At 43.7% G+C, this 19,650-nt stretch carries 18 protein-coding genes; 5 read left to right on the forward strand and 13 right to left on the reverse strand.

All coding sequences use genetic code 11. The features are described from left to right. Nucleotide 1: 1 nt before the first annotated feature. Together ACSLP7_RS10055 and gcvP are read right to left on the reverse strand one after the other, a co-directional pair. On the reverse strand, nucleotides 2-1,063 hold the full coding sequence (locus tag ACSLP7_RS10055) for a 3-oxoacyl-ACP synthase III family protein (protein ID WP_435579185.1): 1,062 nt from the start codon (nucleotides 1,061-1,063) through the stop codon (nucleotides 2-4). Between the two features lie 155 nt (nucleotides 1,064-1,218). Next, nucleotides 1,219-4,068 carry an aminomethyl-transferring glycine dehydrogenase gene (gcvP, locus tag ACSLP7_RS10060; RefSeq protein ID WP_435579186.1) on the reverse strand — a complete coding sequence of 950 codons (2,850 nt, stop codon included), beginning with the start codon at nucleotides 4,066-4,068 and terminating at the stop codon, nucleotides 1,219-1,221. Nucleotides 4,069-4,193: 125 nt separating this feature from the next. Here gcvP and ACSLP7_RS10065 point away from each other — a divergent pair, with 125 nt between their 5' ends. Next, complete coding sequence (locus tag ACSLP7_RS10065; RefSeq protein ID WP_435579187.1) at nucleotides 4,194-5,021, forward strand: hypothetical protein; 828 nt, start codon at nucleotides 4,194-4,196, stop codon at nucleotides 5,019-5,021. Here the strand turns inward: ACSLP7_RS10065 and ACSLP7_RS10070 are convergent, their stop codons facing one another. Continuing rightward, on the reverse strand, nucleotides 5,022-5,270 hold the full coding sequence (locus ACSLP7_RS10070; RefSeq protein WP_435579188.1) for a hypothetical protein: 249 nt from the start codon (nucleotides 5,268-5,270) through the stop codon (nucleotides 5,022-5,024). Nucleotides 5,271-5,273: 3 nt separating this feature from the next. After that, nucleotides 5,274-5,825 (reverse strand): sigma-70 family RNA polymerase sigma factor, encoded by a 552-nt coding sequence (locus ACSLP7_RS10075; RefSeq protein ID WP_435579189.1) that lies wholly within the window; start codon nucleotides 5,823-5,825, stop codon nucleotides 5,274-5,276. 152 nt (nucleotides 5,826-5,977) lie between these two features. Here ACSLP7_RS10075 and ACSLP7_RS10080 point away from each other — a divergent pair, with 152 nt between their 5' ends. Continuing rightward, a complete protein-coding gene (locus tag ACSLP7_RS10080; protein WP_435579190.1) occupies nucleotides 5,978-7,426 on the forward strand; it encodes a M20/M25/M40 family metallo-hydrolase in 1,449 nt (482 codons plus the stop codon). On the opposite strand, the gene ACSLP7_RS10085 is transcribed toward ACSLP7_RS10080, so the two are convergent. From ACSLP7_RS10085 to purK, 9 genes are all read right to left on the reverse strand, one after another. Continuing rightward, nucleotides 7,382-7,888, reverse strand: coding sequence for an SRPBCC family protein (locus ACSLP7_RS10085; RefSeq protein WP_435579191.1), 507 nt, complete (start codon nucleotides 7,886-7,888; stop codon nucleotides 7,382-7,384). The genes ACSLP7_RS10080 and ACSLP7_RS10085 overlap by 45 nt on opposite strands. Continuing rightward, a complete protein-coding gene (locus tag ACSLP7_RS10090; RefSeq protein WP_435579192.1) occupies nucleotides 7,885-8,808 on the reverse strand; it encodes a TIGR01777 family oxidoreductase in 924 nt (307 codons plus the stop codon). Before ACSLP7_RS10090 ends, ACSLP7_RS10085 begins: the two co-directional genes overlap by 4 nt. Further along, nucleotides 8,789-9,151 carry a hypothetical protein gene (locus tag ACSLP7_RS10095; RefSeq protein ID WP_435579193.1) on the reverse strand — a complete coding sequence of 121 codons (363 nt, stop codon included), beginning with the start codon at nucleotides 9,149-9,151 and terminating at the stop codon, nucleotides 8,789-8,791. Before ACSLP7_RS10095 ends, ACSLP7_RS10090 begins: the two co-directional genes overlap by 20 nt. A 5-nt stretch (nucleotides 9,152-9,156) precedes the next feature. Beyond that, entirely contained in the window at nucleotides 9,157-9,498 is a 342-nt protein-coding gene (locus ACSLP7_RS10100) for a hypothetical protein (RefSeq protein ID WP_435579194.1), read from the reverse strand. Beyond that, nucleotides 9,495-9,926: a hypothetical protein gene (locus tag ACSLP7_RS10105; RefSeq protein ID WP_435579195.1), complete on the reverse strand. Its 432-nt coding sequence runs from the start codon at nucleotides 9,924-9,926 to the stop codon at nucleotides 9,495-9,497. Before ACSLP7_RS10105 ends, ACSLP7_RS10100 begins: the two co-directional genes overlap by 4 nt. A gap of 51 nt (nucleotides 9,927-9,977) precedes the next feature. Next, nucleotides 9,978-10,481 carry a GbsR/MarR family transcriptional regulator gene (locus tag ACSLP7_RS10110; RefSeq protein ID WP_272831747.1) on the reverse strand — a complete coding sequence of 168 codons (504 nt, stop codon included), beginning with the start codon at nucleotides 10,479-10,481 and terminating at the stop codon, nucleotides 9,978-9,980. A 90-nt stretch (nucleotides 10,482-10,571) separates the two neighbouring features. After that, complete coding sequence (locus ACSLP7_RS10115; protein WP_435579196.1) at nucleotides 10,572-12,596, reverse strand: M3 family metallopeptidase; 2,025 nt, start codon at nucleotides 12,594-12,596, stop codon at nucleotides 10,572-10,574. A gap of 3 nt (nucleotides 12,597-12,599) precedes the next feature. After that, a complete protein-coding gene (gene purE, locus ACSLP7_RS10120) occupies nucleotides 12,600-13,088 on the reverse strand; it encodes a 5-(carboxyamino)imidazole ribonucleotide mutase (RefSeq protein WP_291182721.1) in 489 nt (162 codons plus the stop codon). Then, nucleotides 13,081-14,244 (reverse strand): 5-(carboxyamino)imidazole ribonucleotide synthase, encoded by a 1,164-nt coding sequence (purK, locus tag ACSLP7_RS10125; protein ID WP_435579197.1) that lies wholly within the window; start codon nucleotides 14,242-14,244, stop codon nucleotides 13,081-13,083. Before purK ends, purE begins: the two co-directional genes overlap by 8 nt. 112 nt (nucleotides 14,245-14,356) lie before the next feature. On the opposite strand from purK, the gene ACSLP7_RS10130 reads away from it, so the two are divergent. From ACSLP7_RS10130 to ACSLP7_RS10140, 3 genes are all read left to right on the forward strand, one after another. Next, entirely contained in the window at nucleotides 14,357-15,463 is a 1,107-nt protein-coding gene (locus tag ACSLP7_RS10130; protein ID WP_435579198.1) for an adenylate kinase, read from the forward strand. 22 nt (nucleotides 15,464-15,485) lie between these two features. Beyond that, nucleotides 15,486-16,496, forward strand: a complete 1,011-nt coding sequence (gene obgE / locus ACSLP7_RS10135) for a GTPase ObgE (protein ID WP_435579199.1) — start codon at nucleotides 15,486-15,488, stop codon at nucleotides 16,494-16,496. A gap of 95 nt (nucleotides 16,497-16,591) precedes the next feature. Then, a partial coding sequence (locus ACSLP7_RS10140; protein ID WP_435579200.1) for a hypothetical protein occupies nucleotides 16,592-19,650 on the forward strand: 3,059 nt, incomplete at its 3' end.

Consider the following 19,650-nt stretch of genomic DNA (forward strand, 5'->3'; position numbering starts at 1 on the left):
ATTAGATTTGGTAAGCGATAGCGTTAATATGCATTCCGGCGCCAACACTAGCAAACATGATCACATCGCCGCTGTTGAGTTGGTGCTCTTCCATTTGTCCTTTGCGAACCATATCAAAAAGGGTAGGTACCGTTGCTACGGAACTGTTGCCCAATTTGTGAATGCTCATCGGCATGATTCCATCTGGAATATCTGCTTTGTATAGACGATACAGACGTTTTAAGATGGCTTCATCCATCTTTTCATTGGCTTGGTGAATAAAGATCTTCTTAACCTGCTCAATGCCAACTCCCGCCTCATCCAAACAGGCTTTCATCGCGTTAGGAACATTGGTCAGTGCAAATTCATAGATCTTGCGTCCATCCATTTTAATATAACGTGTATCTGGGCACAGGTCTTTGTTGTATGACTTTCCGAAGTATAAGAAATAGGCTTCATCATAGGTAAAACTGGCCGTTTTATGACCTAAGATACCTCCAGTGGCTGAGTCGTCTGCTTCTACAATGGAAGCTCCAGCACCATCCGAATAAATCATAGAATCTCTATCGTGCTTGTCAACCACTCGCGAAAGGGTCTCTGCACCAATAACCAAACAACGCTTGGCCATTCCGGCTCTAATAAACGCTTGGGCTTGAATCATTCCTTCAACCCATCCTGGGCAGCCAAAGAGAATATCGTAAGCCACACAGTTAGGATTTTTGATGCGCAAACTATGTTTTACGCGAGAAGCCAAACTCGGCAAAATATCACTTTGTATGGCGTTGTGTTTTACATCACCGAAATTATGGGCAACGATTATATAGTCTAATGTTTCTGGATCAATTTTGGCGTCTTCAATGGCTTTTTCGGCCGCAAAGAATCCAATGTCAGAAGCTGTTAAATGATTCTTGACATAGCGGCGTTCACCGATACCGGTAATGCCTTTAAATTTTTCAATTATGACTTCATTAGGATGTGAAAAGGGAGCTCCGTTGCTGTCTAGAAACTCATGTTTATCAAAGTCTTCATTCTTCTCAACGCTACTCGGGATGTAGCTGCCTGTACCTGTGATTTTGATGCTCATTATGGTTGTGTTGCGATTTGCAATTCGGCTAAACTAAAACATATAACGCACAATTCCTGAAAATTATGCAAAAGGCCGAAATTTTTGCCATATCTGCAAAAAACCGGCCTTGGTGTTGTAAAAATAAAACTTTTTTAAGGAATTATTGAAATTCCTTAGGCTTCCATATACTCTTCAATTGGAGCACAAGTACAGATCAGATTTCGGTCTCCGTAGGCATCGTCAACGCGACGTACGGTTGGCCAAAATTTATTGTCGTTCAAGTAGTCCAATGGATACGCTGCCGTTTGTCTGCTGTATGGGAATTCCCAAGTATCTGCAGTTACCATTTGAAGGGTGTGTGGTGAATTCTTAAGCGGATTGTTCGGATTGTCTTTTGATGCTGCTTCAATCTCTTTTCTAATCGAGATCATTGCATCACAAAAACGATCTAACTCTGCTTTACTCTCACTCTCGGTGGGTTCAATCATAATCGTACCAGCTACCGGGAACGATACCGTTGGCGCATGGAATCCGTAGTCCATCAAACGCTTAGCAATATCAGTTACCTCAATTCCATGCTCTTTGAACGGACGGCAGTCAATGATCATTTCGTGTGCAGCACGTCCTTGCTCTCCTGTGTAGAGGGTTTCGTAGTGCCCACTCAAACGCTCTTTGATGTAGTTAGCGTTCAAGATGGCATACTCCGTAGATTTGCGTAGACCACTTTCTCCAAGCATGGAGATATAAGCATAGCTGATCAAACAAGCCAAGGCAGAACCCCAAGGTGCTGCAGAGATCGGAGAGATCGCGTCTGTTCCACCAGTTTCAATTAATGGATTCCCTGGTAAGAAAGGAACCAATTGTTCTGCTACGCAGATCGGTCCAACTCCCGGTCCACCACCTCCGTGAGGAATGGCAAAGGTCTTGTGTAAGTTCAAGTGACAAACATCGGCACCAATGGCTCCAGGATTTGTCAAGGCTACCTGAGCGTTCATATTCGCTCCGTCCATATAAACTTGACCGCCGTACTCGTGAATGATGCCTGTGATCTCACGAATCGCAGACTCGTAAACACCGTGCGTAGACGGATAGGTAACCATGAGTGCAGCTAAGTTGTCTTTATGAGCAATTGCCTTTTCACGAAGATCTTCCACGTCAATATTTCCGTGCTCATCAGCTTTGGTCACTACAACCTTCATTCCCGCCATTACCGCCGATGCTGGATTGGTTCCGTGTGCAGAAGATGGGATCAAACAAATGTCTCTGTGGTGATCGCCACGAGAATGGTGGTAGGCTCTAATGACCATCAGGCCTGCAAATTCTCCTTGAGCTCCAGAGTTGGGTTGCAAAGAAGTCCCTGCAAAACCAGTGATCTCTGTAAGCTGTTCTTCTAATTTTTTCAATACCAATTGGTAACCTAAGGCTTGCTCCACAGGAACAAACGGATGAATGTTCACCCAATTTGGGTCACTCAAAGGCAACATTTCAGAAGCTGCGTTGAGCTTCATCGTACAGCTTCCCAATGGGATCATGGAGTGATTCAAAGAAAGGTCTTTGCGCTCCAAACGCTTGATGTAACGCATCAGCTCAGATTCACTGTGGTAACAGTTAAACACATCATGGGTCAAAAACTCGGTATTGCGCTGTAGCGAAGTGGCTAAAGAGGATTTCTCAATGAGTCTATCAACCGTCGGAGCATCTTTGGAATTTGCTTCAGCAAAAATCGAAAGGATGTTGTTGAGATCATCCAAATTCACCGTTTCATTCAAAGCGATGGAAACAGTTTCCGCATCTGGATAATAGAAATTCAGGTTGTTGGCCTCCGCAATGAGTTTGATGTGATTCGCATCCGCTTTAATTCGGATGGTGTCAAAATAGCTTTCGTTAAGCTGCTGGTAACCCAAGGCTTCTAAATGATACGCCAAGGTCACGGTAGCGCGGTGTACTTTGGTTGCGATATCTCTAAGGCCTTCTGGTCCATGATAGACCGCATACATTCCTGCCATTACTGCTAAGAGTACTTGAGCAGTACAAATGTTCGAGGTCGCTTTGTCACGCTTAATGTGCTGCTCACGAGTTTGCAGTGCCATACGTAGTGCACGATTTCCGTCGGTATCACGAGTTACCCCAATGATACGTCCAGGAATGTGTCTTTTAAAGGCTTCGCGGGTAGCGAAGTAAGCAGCGTGTGGTCCTCCGTATCCTAAAGGAATTCCAAAACGCTGTGTAGTTCCAACAACTACATCGGCTCCTAATGCTCCAGGAGATTCTAGTAGAACTAAGCTCAACGGATCAGCAGCTACCGCTACTTTGATTTCCATAGCGTGAGCGCTGGTGATAAAACTCTTGTAGTCAAAAGTGATTCCGCTGGTTCCAGGATACTGCAACAAGGCACCAAAGTATTCTGTTGAGAAATCAAACTCGCGGTGATCTCCCACAACCAATTCAATCCCAATAGGAATAGCACGGGTCTCTAAAAGCGCTCTGGTTTGCGGCAATACTTCTTCAGAAACGAAGAATTTGACCACGTTCGCTTTTTTCTGCGCGCGTTCACGAACGGCAAAAAGTAAGGTCATGGCTTCTGCAGCCGCAGTAGATTCATCCAAAAGTGATGCGTTAGCCAATTCCATTCCTGTCAGGTCAGTGACCATGGTTTGGTAGTTCAAAAGCGCTTCCAAACGTCCTTGAGCAATCTCAGCTTGATAAGGCGTGTAAGCGGTATACCAGCCTGGATTTTCTAAAATGTTCCTTTGGATAGGAGCTGGTGTAGAGGATCGGTGGTAACCCAATCCAATAAAACTTTTATAAACCTGATTGTTTTCAGAAAGGGCGTTGATGTGATCCGCAAATTCCACCTCGCTCATGGGTTTGTCCAGGTGTAATTTCTGATTCAGGCGTATCTCTGCAGGAATGGTTTCCGAGATCAATTGTTCTAGGCTATCCGCACCAATTGTGGCTAGCATGCTTTGGAGGTCCGATGGTCTTGGACCAATGTGTCTTAGCGCAAAAGAATCCGTGTTCATTGGGTTGTAAAAATTTGTACACAAAAATACGACATATCGGTTATAAAAACAGCAGTTTTGACAGTACGGGAAAATTTATTTATTGACAGTTTTAAAGCGAATTGTTCATTAATTTAGCTTACCCTATGGCCGTTCTAAAAGCTCTGTTTGATTTTTACCTTAAAAGCAGCGTGCACGTTGCCCTCGCTGTCTGTGCCTTGCAATGGGCTGCCACGGTCTTTATGGACTTGGATTTCAGTCCACTTTTAACGCTGTTCACTTTTTTGGCAGCTGTAAGCGGATACAACTTTGTCAAATATGCAGAGCGGGCACGATGGTATCACAAAAGTCTTCCAACAGAACTCAAAACCATTCAGATCTTTTCCTTGATCTGTTTTTTGGCTTTAATTGGTTGCGGACTGTTTTTACCCTTCAACACTTTGGCTGGCTTTGGACTGCTGTCCTTGCTAACAATGGCCTATGTGGTGCCCATGTTGCCTCAGGCAAAAACACTCAGAACCTTGGCTGGGATAAAGATCTTTGTAGTTGCTTTGGTTTGGGCGGCAACTGCTGTGGGCATTCCCTTGTGGCATACGGGCGTTTTACCCACTGCAGATGCTTATCTGTTGTTTGTACAATTCTTTTTGACGGTTTTTGCGCTGACCATTCCTTTTGAGATTCGAGATCTGCAGGTAGACGGGCTGGATTTAAAAACATTGCCGCAAGCATTTGGAGTCCAAAAGAGCCGTTATCTCGGTATTGCTGCAGTTCTTTTGGCTGCGATCTTAGAAGGTTTTAAAGACGACTTTGTGTGGTACTCCAATATTTATTGGTTACTGATAGCACTGTTAACAGTTCTTGGTTTGCTGCGGAGTAAAACAGAACAGCCGCCCTATTTGGCGGCTTTCTGGATAGAATCGATCCCCATTGTTGGGTTGCTCTATTTGTATTTTAGTGTAGGGCTCAGTAGCTGACTATTTGCCAGACAACTGTTTATTTAGCAGTTCTTGAAGATCCGCTTTTTCTTCCTTGCTCACAGTATTCACCCGTGGGTCCTGATACGTCTTTGTGAGTTTGGTATTGCGTCTGGTGTATTCACGACAAGCTCGGCAGTAAATCAAGTGAATGTTCAAGCGTACCTTTTCCCAAAAGCTCGCTTCCTTATATTGTGATTTGTCACAAATATGATTGGCTTCGTGACACTCTAGTTTAATTTTTCCCATTTCCTATAACCAATTGTTTTCTAGGCAATCTGCCATAGCCTTCCTGGCTCTGTGGATGATCACCCATAGGTTAGACGGTGTAATATCAAAAGCATTACAAATTGCTTCCGTATCAAAATTTTCCATGGTCTTCATGCGGAAGATCGTACGCTGTTTTTCATTCAGACCGTCCATGCAATCGTAGATCGCTGTTCCTAATTCTTCATTTTCAATTTGATCTTCTGCAGTTCGGTCGTATTTATCTGCAACGCGTTCTTCCAGCCAATCGCCTTCAGTTTCGCTGTCGTCATAATTGATACGAACTTCTGCTTTTCCTTTGTTCGAATTGATCTTGCGGTAATGATCAATAATTTTTCTTTTGAGGATAGAGACCAGCCAGGTACGTTCCGTGGCATCTCCTTTAAAATTCTCCATAGACTTCAGGCCGGCTAAAAAAGTCTCACTGATGAGGTCCTTAGCCAAGTCGCGGTCATTGACCCGAGCAATGGTGTAATTAAAGAGGTAGTCTGAATATCGAGCCACCCATTGGGTTGCATCTATTTGATTGTCCGCCATAAAAAGGCTCCTTGTAGATTTTTCCAAAAATATAAAAGTTCTAGAACTTTAACAGGGCAGCATTTCCCATTAACAGGGTTTTATGCTGGTTTTGCGCAATTTGTCGGAAGTAAAATCGTACAATTTGTGTACTTTTGAAGCAAACCTACGCTATGATTAAGAGAATTACCCTGCTGGCTTTGTTGCTGGCCCTACCGGCAACTGCGCTGTTTGGCCAAGAAGAAAGTAACTTTTTTTACGCCACCATGGATTTGGGTAGTGCCCAAGAACTTTATGAGGAATATCCTGATGACATTACCGTAGTACGCGCTGTTTCTGGGCAAGCCGCTGTGTACATGAGTTCTTTTGCGGCGCACAAGCTCCACGATAATATTTTAACGCACGGGCCGGGTTATGTTTATATGCCTAGCCGTAGTGCAGCATTGGCCCAACTTAAGCCGCTACAGGCCCCGGCTAAAAGTAGTTTCACCTATACCTTGACAGAATCAAGCTTGGTTGAACAAGCCTTGCCTTTGGCCTCCGCAGCGAATATTGAAGCCCGTATCCTCAGTTTGCAAAGTTACGGTACTCGTTATCACAATAGAGGTTCTGCAATAGATGCTGTTTATGACCTTAAGACAGAACTAGAAGCAGAAATCACCGCTGCAGGACGTGATGATATTAGCGTGAGCATTGTTAATCACACCGGAACTCCCATGCCATCTTTAGTGGTTACTATTCCTGGAGGTTCTTTGGCTGATGAGTATGTGATTCTCGGAGGGCATATCGATTCGACAGCTCCGGACAGAGACAATGCTCCTGGAGCCGATGATAATGCTTCAGGTATTGCAACAATCATGGAAGTGTTCCGTGTATTGCTAGAAATGGATTACCGTCCTAAGCGCACAGTGGAATTCATGGCTTTTGCAGCAGAAGAAATAGGTTTAGTAGGTTCCTTTGAGATCGCTCAAGATTACAACAATGCCGGAACTGATGTTTATGCCTATGTTCAAATGGATATGACCAATTACAACGGTTCTGCCAATGACGTTTACCTCATGACCGATCCTTACATAAGTAGCGAACTGAACGATTTTATGTTCGATCTTATGGATACCTATAACGCCAGTGGAGAACACGCTTTTACCTATGGAACTTCCATTTGTAACTACGGCTGTTCGGATCATTTTAGTTGGGCACAAAACGGTTTTGATGTTGCCTTTCCTTTTGAAGCTTCCTTTAGTGGTAGAAACCCAAACATCCACACCTCAGGAGATACCTACAGTGTTACTGGAACGGCCAATCATGCATTAAAATTTGCGAAGCTCGGGTTGGAATACATTTTGGAATCCGCTAAGAATGACCTTTTGTCTACCACAGATTTTGGTAGACAAGCGGTTCAAATCGGCGTTAGCAATGGCCAATTGAGTTATCAACTCGGCACCCAAAGCGAGTTTCAGAAATTGAGCGTTTTTAATGTGATCGGACAGCAAATCACTACTGCTACTATTGACAATCCGCAGGGAACCCTATCCTTAGGCAGTCTTAAAAGCGGAGTTTATATTGCCGTTTTTGAATCAAGCCGAGGTGGAAGCGTGGCGAAGAAATTCGTCATCAACTAAAGCGTTTAAGGCCTCGTTTTCAATTCGATTTTTGATCTGCGCGTTTCTGTGTTTGAGAAATCGTCTCAGATGATTCTTGAGCATGAGTTTATTGAACAACTTACCAAACCAACCGTAAGGTACTTTATAAAGGAGTTCATCTTTCATGATAACGCGATCACCGCGCTGCTCAAACTCGTGTTTGTGAACAAAATAGGTGAAATGCCCGTGGATCATCAGATCTACAAAACAGTGGGGTTTCTCCATTTTAACGATCTTGGAGGTATGGGTGAGCCAAAGCCCAAAGTGTTTACCTCGCCAACGAACGGTCTCGTTGAGGTTGATGAGCCCTGAGGTAACTCCTTCAATGGCCTTTTCTCCAGTGTGACTAGCCGATTCCATGTGAAAACTAATGTCCCTGGACAGGTCAAAGACCGTGTCAATACTTCCTTTAATTTCTGTGGTGAGTTCTATTTTGGTCATGACAATAGGTCTTTTAAAGCGAGTTCTGGACTGGTGAATTTGTGTTTGAAACCTGCATTCAGCAAACGCTTGGGTTGCACGTAACGACTCTTTAAGATCAGTTCTGTCTCAGTTTTTATCAGCCGTGCGCCGAGCTCTAAAAGCGGTCTGGGCAAGTTGATTCCCAGTGGTACTTTTAGTATTGCTCTGAGGTTCTGCATAAAATGTCTATTGCGGATGGGCAGGGGAGCAGCCAAATTGAAAATGCCTTCTTGCTCCGGATGGGTTATAATAAAGCCGATAGCACGGGCAAAATCCTCTTCATGCATCCAACTGATTTGTTGATTGCCATTGCCTTGTTGGCCGCCAAACCCTAACTTGCTAATCGCTTTTATGGGTTGTAAAGCCCCTCCTTTTTTGCCTAAAACTATAGCGATGCGCACAGCGACTTGACGCACTTCTCGGCGATAAAAGTCAAAGAAAGCGCGCTCCCATTTTTTGGCCACTTCTTCTGAGAAGGTATTGCCCAATCGGCCGTGCTCTTCATCCATAGGGGTAGATTCAGAGTGCTCATAAATAGTTCCAGTTGAAGCATTGACCCATACTGATGGCGGCGTTTCGCAATTGTGCATAGCAAGGCCTAAGGCCTTAGTGCTTTCTACTCGGGAATCGATGATTGCTTTTTTATTCGCAGGGGTATAACGGCAGTCCACAGACTTGCCCGCAAGATTGATCAATACATCGCTTGAGGCCAAAGCACGAGTCCAATCGCCTTGATTCTTGCCGTCCCAGATCAAATAGGTGACCTTTTTGCTGTTGGGTCTAAAGTTTCTACTCAGTACGTAAATATGCTTTACGCGAGTCTTGAAATATTCAATGAGCACTTGTCCCAAAAAGCCTGTGCCTCCGGCTATAGTGATATTAAGATTCTTCAATTCCATGATAGTGTGTTTGAAGTTGTTTTAGAATGATGATAAAAAAGATCGCCAAGGGTATTGAAGCCAACACCGTGAATACCACTGTTTGATGACCCGGGATAAGAAAGAAGTTTATGAGCACGGCTGCGCAGGGTATGGAATAAAGAACCAATTGCCTTTTTAAGCTTCTTGAATAATCCTTGAATTTTAAGATGGCATGCAGAAACAAAAGGACCTGAACCCCTCCTAAAAGGACGTGAATAACAGCTCCTGGAAAAAGTAAAAGGTATCCCGCTGCTCCAAGTGCGAACATAAGCACATTAAGGCCAAAAGCGTATTTGAATAACCAATGATAGTATCGTTCCATGATGTTCAGTTTTCAGCTTGATTGTATTTTTTTTCGATTTGATAAATGATTGCAGAGAAGTAGATTGCCAAAGGAACAGAACCTACCACCATCATCGCTAAAAGGTCATCATTCCATGAAATCACTGCTGCCAAAACCAGCGGAAGCGTGATCCCTGCATAGATATACACCTGCAAATTTTCTAATTGTGTATTGTCCTTACGAGTGATTAAATAGCCCAGCATACAACTCAATTGAAAACCGCCCAAAAGTAGGTGACAGATAATTCCCGGCCACAAAAAGATCAGGTAGCCTGCAACAGTGAAAATTATGAGCGTGATGTTTATCGGAAATATTAAGTTTCTCATAATAGTTGCATTAGATGGTGGATAATTAAAGCGATATACCCCAAAGCGAATAAGACGAACAGTCCGTTCATGCCATAGCTTCCTATTTTGAACAATTTGGTTTGTGGAATATTGTACATCGGATAGTAGGCAATTTGGGTAATGATTTTACCAATCCAATAAGCCCCAATGATCGATGAAATGCCCAAACTCAATAACGACGGCGTAAGCAAAGGTTCGATTAACAATATTGTCAATAATCCAAAAGAGAAATTAAGTCCTTGAATATAGTGACCGTAAGTCTTTGCTATTTCTTGGTTCAAGGGTTTGAGTTGTTTGATGTCGTTATACCAATCAAAGACTTTGTGTCGGATGTACGGGTAGATCAAAGCGGTAAAGATTTGTCCAATTCCAGCAGCAATTAAAACGTAGTATAAGGTGGTTTTCATTTTGTTTATTTTAAACTTTCAATAAATATTGAAACATATATTGAAAAAAATTTATTTGAATAGTTTGATGATCGTTTTGGTTACCCAGTTTTGTTCTGTGCTTACTATGCGTCCCAAAAGGGCATTGGCATTCTCGGTCAATTCATGCATGGCTTTGGTTTGCTTAATGAACTCCTCATTAGCTGCGCTACCATTAGACTCAATGCTTGAGATCTCTTTCAAAACCTTAATAGTAGGCTCAATTTCTCGGCGACTGCGTTCCTTGGCAATTTGTCGCGCCAGCTCGTTTACGTCTTTCTCACTAGCAAAGAACTCTTTGCGTTCTCCAGGTTTGGTCACCTTGTAAACAATACCCCAATCAATGAGTCCGCGTAAATTCATACTAGCGTTTCCACGGGAGATTTCAAGTTCTTCCATGATCTCTTCCATAGAAAGTGGCTCCGGAGCAATAAACAACAGGGCATGAATCTGTGCCATGGCCTTATTGATTCCCCAAAGGGTTCCTAAGGATCCCCAGGTACTGATAAATTTCTGTTTTGCTTCTTTGAATTCCACGGTGTAAAGATATAAAAATATTTTAAACTTTCAATAATTATTGAAAATTAATACTGAAAGGAATAAACGTGTATTCCTTTTTATTTTGATTTAGAGTAAACCGGCGCGTTCCAACAGTGCCTTAGGATCGGGTTTTTGACCGCGGAATTTTACATAGAGCTCCATAGGATCTTGGGTGCCGCCCTGAGAAAGTACAAAGTCCTTGAACTTATCTGCCACGGTTCGATCAAAGATTCCTTCAGCCTTAAAGTAACTGAACGCATCCGCATCCAAAACCTCTGCCCACTTATAACTGTAATAGCCTGCAGAATATCCGCCCTGAAAAATATGACTGAAAGAGGTGCTCATACAGGTCTGCGCAGTAGCAGGATATAGTTTAGTTGAGGCAAAAGCCGCCTCTTCAAAAGCTTTTACGTCTTCAACTGCAGATGGATCCGCACTGTGCCAAGCCATATCCAGCATTCCAAAGCTCAATTGGCGTAAGGTCTGCATCCCTTCATTGAAGGTAGCGCTGGCCTTGATCTTTTTAATGAGTTCCATCGGAATGTCTTCCCCGGTTTCGTAATGTTTTGCAAAAAGTGACAAAGCCTCCTGCTCGTAACACCAGTTCTCCATAAGCTGGCTGGGCAGCTCTACAAAGTCCCAAAGCACGCTGGTTCCAGACAAGCTGCTGTAGGTGGTATTGGCCAACATTCCGTGCAAGGCATGTCCAAATTCGTGGAACAAGGTGGTCACCTCGTTAAAGGTCAAAAGCGATGGCTTGTCTGCTGTTGAGGGCGTGAAATTACACACTATGGATACGTGTGGTCGTTCATTATTGCCGTTTACGGTTTGCTGCGGACGGTAACTGGTCATCCAAGCTCCGCCGCGCTTTCCAGGTCTCGGATGGAAATCCGCGTAGAACAGAGAAATATATTTTCCTTTACTGTCCGTGACTTTATAGGTCTTTACGTCTTTATGATAAACCGGTACATCATCAATCGGTTCAAAATTCAGATCGAACAAACGAGAAGCCACCTCAAAAGAACCGGCAATGACCTTGTCTAACTCAAAGTAAGGCTTGAGTTCTTCCTCGTCAAAGTCAAATAGTTTTTTCTTGAGCTTTTCCCCGTAATAAGCACCGTCCCATTTTTCTAATTGATCAATGCCGTCGAGCTCTTTAGCAAACTGCTCCAAACGATCGTATTCCCCTTGCGCTGCTGGTTTGGCCTTGTCTTTTAGTTCCTCTAAAAAACTGGTCACTGCCGCGGGCGTTTTAGCCATGCGGTCTTCCAATACAAAGTGAGCGTGGGTGTCATAACCCAACAATTGAGCGCGTTTGTGACGCAAATTCGCAATGTCCAATACCAATTGTTGGTTGTCGTTATCATTGCCTTTAAAAGCCTTAGCACCAAAAGCTAAGGATAATTCTTTACGCAACTCTCTGTTATCCGCATAGGTCATAAACGGAATATAACTTGGGTATTGCAGGGTGATCACCCAACCGTCTTTATCACGGCTTTTCGCTTCTGCAGCAGCCATTGCTTTGGCTGTTTCTGGTAAGCCGTTGAGGTCTGATTCCTCAGTGAGGTGAAGTTCATAGGCATTGGTCTCCGCCAACACATGCTCACCAAACTTCAAAGTTTTTTGAGCGAGTTCTGCGTCAATTTTTCTGAGTTCCTGCTGATCGGCTTCATTCAGGTTTGCCCCATTACGAGCAAAACCTTGATATTGGCGCTCCAAAAGCATGGCGTCCTCCGCAGTCAATTCCAACTGTGCTTTATTGTCATAAACCGCTTTTACTCTTTTAAATAAAGCTTCGTTAAGCAGTAAATCGTTTTTAAAAGCCGATAGAAGCGGAGAGATCTCTTGGGCTATTGCTTGAATCTGCTCATTGGTCTCTGCGCTGTTCAGGTTGAAGAAAATAGAACTCACCTTACCCAATTGCTGACCGGTACGCTCTAAAGCTACCACAGTATTTAAAAAGGTCGGAGCTTCCGTTTGGTCTGTAATGGCCTTAACCTCCTGATGCGTGTCTGCGATCAAAGTTTTAATGGCTGGGCTAAAATGTTCGGGTTTTATTTGATCAAAAGGAGCAGCGTTAAAAGGCTGCAACAATGGATTTACTCTACTCATGGATTATTTTTCCTTCAAGGATTTGGCGCCTTCTTCTACTTTAATCTTCAGGCCTTCTTTGTAGGCGATGATCTTATCAAGCACACATTTGTCGTGAGCTCCAATGATCTGTGCGGCGAGGATACCTGCATTCTTGGCACCATCCAAGGCCACAGTAGCAACGGGCACTCCGCCTGGCATTTGCAAGATGGAAAGCACAGAATCCCAACCGTCAATGGAGTTTCTTGATTTCACAGGAACGCCAATTACAGGCAGTGGCGATAAAGAAGCGATCATACCTGGTAAATGCGCTGCACCTCCAGCTCCGGCAATGATCACTGAAAAGCCGCGCTCGTGGGCGTGTTTTCCGTAGTCAAAAAGTTTGTCTGGTGTTCTGTGTGCCGATACAATATCCACCTCCGTTTGAATATCAAATCCAGCCAAGATATCAATGGCTTCTTGCATTACTGGCAGATCACTGGTGCTGCCCATTATAATTCCTACTTTACTCATGACTACTAATTACGCGTATTTTTTCTTTTACTTCTTGAGCGATGCGTCTGGCCTCTGCCAGATTCTCGTTGGTGATGGTCAAATGGCCCATCTTTCTAAAAGGGCGGGTCATCTTTTTGCCGTAAATGTGAGGGGTTACCCCTGGCAAACTCATGATCTCCGCAATATTTTCATAGCGAACTTGGCCGTTATGCCCTTCGGCTCCTACCAAGTTAACCATTATCCCGCCAACCTTGCTGTCTGTATTCCCTAAGGGCAAACCGAGCACGGCACGCAGGTGTTGTTCAAACTGATTGGTAAAGCTGGCTTCAATGCTGTAATGACCACTGTTGTGCGGACGCGGTGCTACTTCATTAACCAAGATCTGATCGTCTTCTGTCTGAAAGAGTTCTACGGCCAAAAGCCCAACATGACTAAAGGCTGCGGATGCTTTTAGGGCAACTTCACGCGCCTTCTGCGCTACACCATCGTCAATACGAGCCGGGCAGATCACATACTCTACTTGATTGGCCTCCGGATGAAATTCCATCTCCACTACCGGATAGCTCACAGCTTCTCCGTTAGCAGAACGAGCCACGATCACAGCAAGTTCGTTTTTGAAAGGAATCATCTTTTCCACGATACAAGGTACATTAGCCAAGCCGTCCAAATCACTGAGTTCACGAACGATCTTTACACCCATACCGTCATAACCACCTACGCAGCTTTTCCACACAAAAGGCAAATCCCAATTGTTGGCTGCTACCCAAGCTTTAGCTTTTTGAGTCGATTCAAAACGCTGGTAAGGAGCTGTTGGAATCTCATGCTTAGCATAAAAATCCTTTTGCACGCCTTTGTTCTGAATATTTCTAAGAGTCGCTGCTTGCGGATAGGTTTTAACGCCTTCTGATTCTAGCTTTTCCAGCGCGTCCAAATTCACACCTTCAATCTCAATGGTGAGCACGTCCACATCTTTTCCGAAGTTGTAAACTGTGTCAAAATCCATCAGATCGCCTTGAACAAAAGTGTCGCAAGAGATGCGGCAAGGCGCCTCAGCGCTGGGGTCCAATACTTTTGTTTTGATGTCAAATTTGCGGGTGTCGTACAGGAGCATTTTGCCCAGTTGTCCTCCGCCTAGAATACCTAAAGTGAAGTTTGTAGAGAAATAATCGGTCATTATTATACCAAATAAGAGACAAAAATAAGGCTTTTGAATTGAACCATAATACTCACTGCTAATAAAGCTTAAAAGCTTATCTTTGCCCCGAATTTAAAAGGCCTCAAGCGTTTTGATCACTCTGGCAGACAAGCAATTTGAAAAGTACTTAACGGCAACCGATGTGCAGCATGCTGTAAACGGGGTAGCTGTGCGCGTTGCAGACGACTATAAAGCCAAGAATCCTGTTTTTTTGGTTGTACTCAATGGCGCATTTTTCTTTGCTGCGGATTTGATCAAACGCTTCAGTTATCCCTGTGAGCTCAGCTTTATTAAAGTGGCGAGCTATGACGGACTCAGCAGTTCTGGAGACATCTCTACGGTAATGGGCGCGGAACCCTCACTGAAAGACCGTCACGTTATTGTGGTGGAAGACATCGTGGATTCCGGTAACACCATCGAGGCTATTGTTCAAATACTTAATCAGGAGCAGGTGGCCAGTTATTCGATCGCCTCGCTTTTCTATAAACCCGATGCTTATCTCAAATCCTTTCACATAGATTATGTGGGGATGGAGATTGAAGACCGTTTCATAGTTGGATACGGTTTGGACTACAACGGCTTGGGCAGAAACTTAAAAGACATTTACATTTTAAAAGCACAACAAATGACAAATCTCGTATTGTTTGGCCCTCCAGGAGCCGGAAAAGGAACACAAGCCGCATTGATCAAAGATCGTTACGAGCTAGTACACATCTCTACTGGGGATGTATTCCGTTACAATATGAAGAATAACACAGCGCTGGGACAAGCTGCGCAGGCCTATATGGACCGTGGAGATTTAGTGCCCGATTCTTTGACCATTGATATGCTTCGTGCAGAGGTAGAGAAAAACCCGCAGGCCAAAGGCTTTATTTTTGATGGATTCCCAAGAACAGAGGCGCAAGCAGCTGCCTTGGACGAACTATTGGAAAGCATGAATTCTGCAGTGAGTGGTTGTGTAGCTCTTGAGGTAGATACGGAGATCTTGGTGGAGCGTTTGTTAGAACGCGGAAAAACCAGTGGCCGTGCTGATGATCAGGACGAGTCTAAGATCCGTAATCGTTTTGAGGAGTACAATGAAAAGACTGCCGTTTTAAAGGGGTACTATCAAAATCAAGATAAATTCCACGCCATTGACGGTGTTGGTTCTATTGACGAGATCACCGGGCGCTTGACGGCTGTGATCGATCAGTTATAATCCGCAGTAAAAAACAAAAGCCATGACAGAAGGCAACTTTGTAGACTATGTGAAGATACACGTTACTTCTGGTAAAGGTGGTAAGGGAAGTGCGCATTTACACCGCGAAAAGTACATCGCCAAAGGAGGTCCTGATGGCGGTGACGGTGGGCGTGGCGGACACGTGATTATTAGAGCAAACCCGAACTTTTGGACACTCTATCACCTCAAATTCAAAAGGCATTTTAAAGCAGATCACGGTGAGAATGGCGGAAAACAACGTTCCACTGGAGCTAATGGTAAAGATGTGATCATTGAGGTGCCGCGCGGTACGGTGATTCGCAGGACCGAAGATCAAGAGATCCTGCATGAGCTTACAGAAGCCAATGAAGAACTGGTCATTGCAGAAGGCGGTAAAGGCGGTCTTGGAAACTGGCATTTTAAGAGTGCTACACGCCAAACCCCGCGTTATGCTCAACCCGGTTTAGAAGGCGAGGAGAAGAATATTACTCTTGAGCTTAAAGTTTTAGCCGATGTTGGTTTGGTTGGCTTTCCCAACGCTGGTAAATCTACTTTGCTATCTGTAATTACCGCTGCTAAGCCTAAGATTGCAGCCTATGAATTCACCACGCTAAAGCCGAATTTGGGAATTGTAGAATACCGAGATTACCAAACCTTTGTAATGGCAGATATCCCTGGAATCATTGAGGGAGCTGCAGAAGGCAAGGGGATCGGACACCGATTTTTACGTCATATTGAGCGCAATTCCGTATTGCTGTTCTTAGTTCCCGCAGATGCAGACGACATCTACAAACAGTATGAGATCTTGTTGGATGAACTCCGCAGATACAATCCAGAGCTGTTAGACAAAGAACGCCTTATTGCCATTTCTAAATCCGATATGCTAGACGATGAGCTCAAGGCAGAGATGCAAGAGGAATTGGATCAGCAATTTACAGATGTACCTTATCTTTTCATATCTTCGGTAGCACAAACTGGTTTGATGCCGCTTAAGGATGCACTCTGGAAAATGCTCAACACCAATCCTGAATAGATTTTTCGCATTTAAACCTTGTTTTAATACACTTATACATAGGGGGTTTTATCCTTTCGGTTTTTAATGTAGCTTTGATCATCAACATATTTATTATGATCAAAAGACTACTACTGCTAGGTTTCCTACTTTCTTCTTTTCATTTTTTTGGGCAGTGTCCTACAGGAGATATCACTCTGGCCTCGCAAGCAGATGTGGATAATTTTGCTGTGCTTTATCCCGGCTGTACGGAATTGAATGTAAAACTCTCTATTGGTGGACCTTTGTCTGAAGATGATATCACGGATCTAAGCCCGCTTTCTGGACTTACTAAGATCTTGGGGGATGATTCTGGTTTGAATATCACAAATTGCAGCTTGCTTACTAGCCTTGAAGGCCTAAATAACCTTACAGAAGTGTCAGTTCAGGTATTGATCTTCAATACAGGCGTTGTGAATGTAGATGCCTTGACTAATTTGACAACAGCTGGTGCTTTAAGAGTTGATGAGAATGACGCCATTGAGAACCTAGATGGATTCCAAAATGTGACAACTGTTGTAGGTAGAATAAGTGTCACTGATAACCCTGTTTTGACATCAATTGCTGGCCTATCTGGAATAACTAATGTTGCTGGAGGAGTTACCATAAATAACAATCCAAATGTGCCCAATCTTTCCGGTTTAGAGAATATTGAAAGCGCAGGTTTTGTACTCGATATTAATGATATGGATTTGATCACTAATATAGACGAGTTGTCAGGTCTTGTTAGTGCTTCTGATGTTTTTATAAGAAATAATGATGCCCTAACGGACATCACTGGATTATCCACTTATACTAATGGAGGACTCTATTTTGTCAATAATAATTCGCTGACCACCATATCGGGGTTAACTTCATATGTAGGTGGGCCTGAAGAAACGTTGGGGATTGATCAAAACGATGTTTTAGCCAACGTGAATCTAGATGGAATTACAAGTTTGAAATTCGCTAGCTTTTTTGATAATCCGCAGCTAACAGCTTTACCAGATTTATCAGGAATAACCATTCGTGGTTTTGGTATTGGCGAATGTGATTTGATTACCTCCTTTGCTGGTTTGGAAGGATTGCAAGGGATAGATGAATTTATATTGATTCAAGACAATCCTAATTTGGAAGATATTTCGGCTTTAGCCGATGCAGAGATAATCGGCACGGATTTAGTCTTCAATATTATGGGTAATACTTCACTCTCTGAATGCGAGATTGCCAGCTTTTGCGCTTATATAGATAGCGGTGGCACCATAGATATCTCTGGAAACGTCCCAGGATGTAATTCTCAAGCAGAAGTAGAATCCGTTTGCGGCGGATGTCCACCCGGCTCTGTGGTCTTAACCACGCAGGCAGAGGTAGACAACTTTGCTGTCATGTATCCTGGCTGCACCACCATTAATGGTAGTCTGCGTATTGACGGTCCAGACATTGTTGATCTAACGCCTTTAGCCAGTTTAACTACTATAGAAGATGGCCCATTTTTAGGCAATTTGATTATACAAAATTGTACCTCTTTAGCTAGCTTGGACGGACTAAACAATATAAGTTTGGTAAGTGCTGGGTTTAGTTTATTGCAGAACCCCTTACTAACCGATTTGTTGGGTATGGAGGGGCTAACGAGCGTGAATAGTCTTACCATTTTTGACAACCCCTTACTAACAGAAATTACAGCGCTGTCTAATGTAACGGGTAGTTCTGGCATCAGTATTGGTTCCAACAATTCTTTATTGAATTTAAACGGTTTGGAGGGAATAACTTCGGCAGGTATTATTGAGGTATTCGACAATGCAGTCATGACATCCATAGGAGGCTTATCTGGTTTAACAGATGCTCCTATTTCTATATCTATTGGTTCCATGCCGAGCTTGGAAAACTTTTCAGGTCTGGAAGGACTAACAGACCTTTCATCTGCATTTGTGCAAATATTGGACTGCGATGCTATTTTTGATCTGGAAGGCTTACAAAACTTAACGCATTTGGGTGGTTTATCTCTTGTGGGTAATGGACAATTGAACACTATTGGCGCGCTAGACGGAGTCACCTTTGTGGATCCTTTGGCATTTTCAAACATAGAGGATAATCCTAATCTGGCGGTTTGTGACATTGTTAGTTTGTGTACCTATTTTACGGGCGGAGGCAGTTTTACCATTGCTAATAATGCTCCGGGTTGTAACTCTCAGGCCGAGGTGGAAGCTGCGTGTGCAGCCTGCCCAACTACAGACGTATTTTTAACCAGTCAAGCAGAGGTGGATGCCTTCTTTGCTACGGCTACCGCCTGTACGGACCTTGAGGTTGGTCTGTCTATTGCTGGGGCAGATATTGTAGATCTGACGCCTTTAAGCGGATTGAATTCGGTTCGTACCTTAACCATTGCAGACAATCCATTGCTGACCAATTTAAGCGGCTTGGAAACTTTGACCACTATGGCCACGGATGACTTCGGATTGATCATTCAAAACAACACGGCTCTTGAAGATATTACAGCGCTTTCTGGCCTCACTGGGACTATTGGATTCAGTATTGTGATTCAAGACAATCCGGCGCTTTTGAGTTTGGATGGCTTGCAGAACATTACCAACCCATCGGATGATGACGTGGTCATTATCAATAACGATGCGCTTGTCAACCTTCAAGGATTGAATAGCATCACCACTACGGATGACATGATCATCCGCGACAATGACAACTTATTGTCTCTAGACGGATTGGATAGTTTTTCCTTTACCGGCACTCTTGAAATAGGTAATAATGATCAATTGGCATCCTTAGATGGGCTAACAGCTTTTGATACGCTTTTTGGTCTATCCATTTATGACAATGCTGTTTTAACGGATATCTCCGGTTTGGATTCGGCTTCTTTTGATCCTGGATTCTTAGGATTGAGCATTACCAACAACCCCCTATTGGCAGTGTGTAATACGGAATTGATCTGCGGATTTTTGGTGGTGGCAGGCGATGCTGATGCAACTATTGCAGATAACGCTCCCGGTTGTGATTCCAGAGAAGAAGTGGAGGATTCTTGCCGCGTTTGTCCTACGGCAGACCTTGTGTTGACTAGTCAAGCGGAGGTGGATGCCTTTGCAGATACGTATCGTTTTTGCGATAATCTCGATGTTAAACTAACCATCTCCGGAGCAGACATAGA

This window comes from Gilvibacter sp. (assembly GCF_965601605.1).
Classification (GTDB): Bacteria; Bacteroidota; Bacteroidia; order Flavobacteriales; family Flavobacteriaceae; genus Gilvibacter.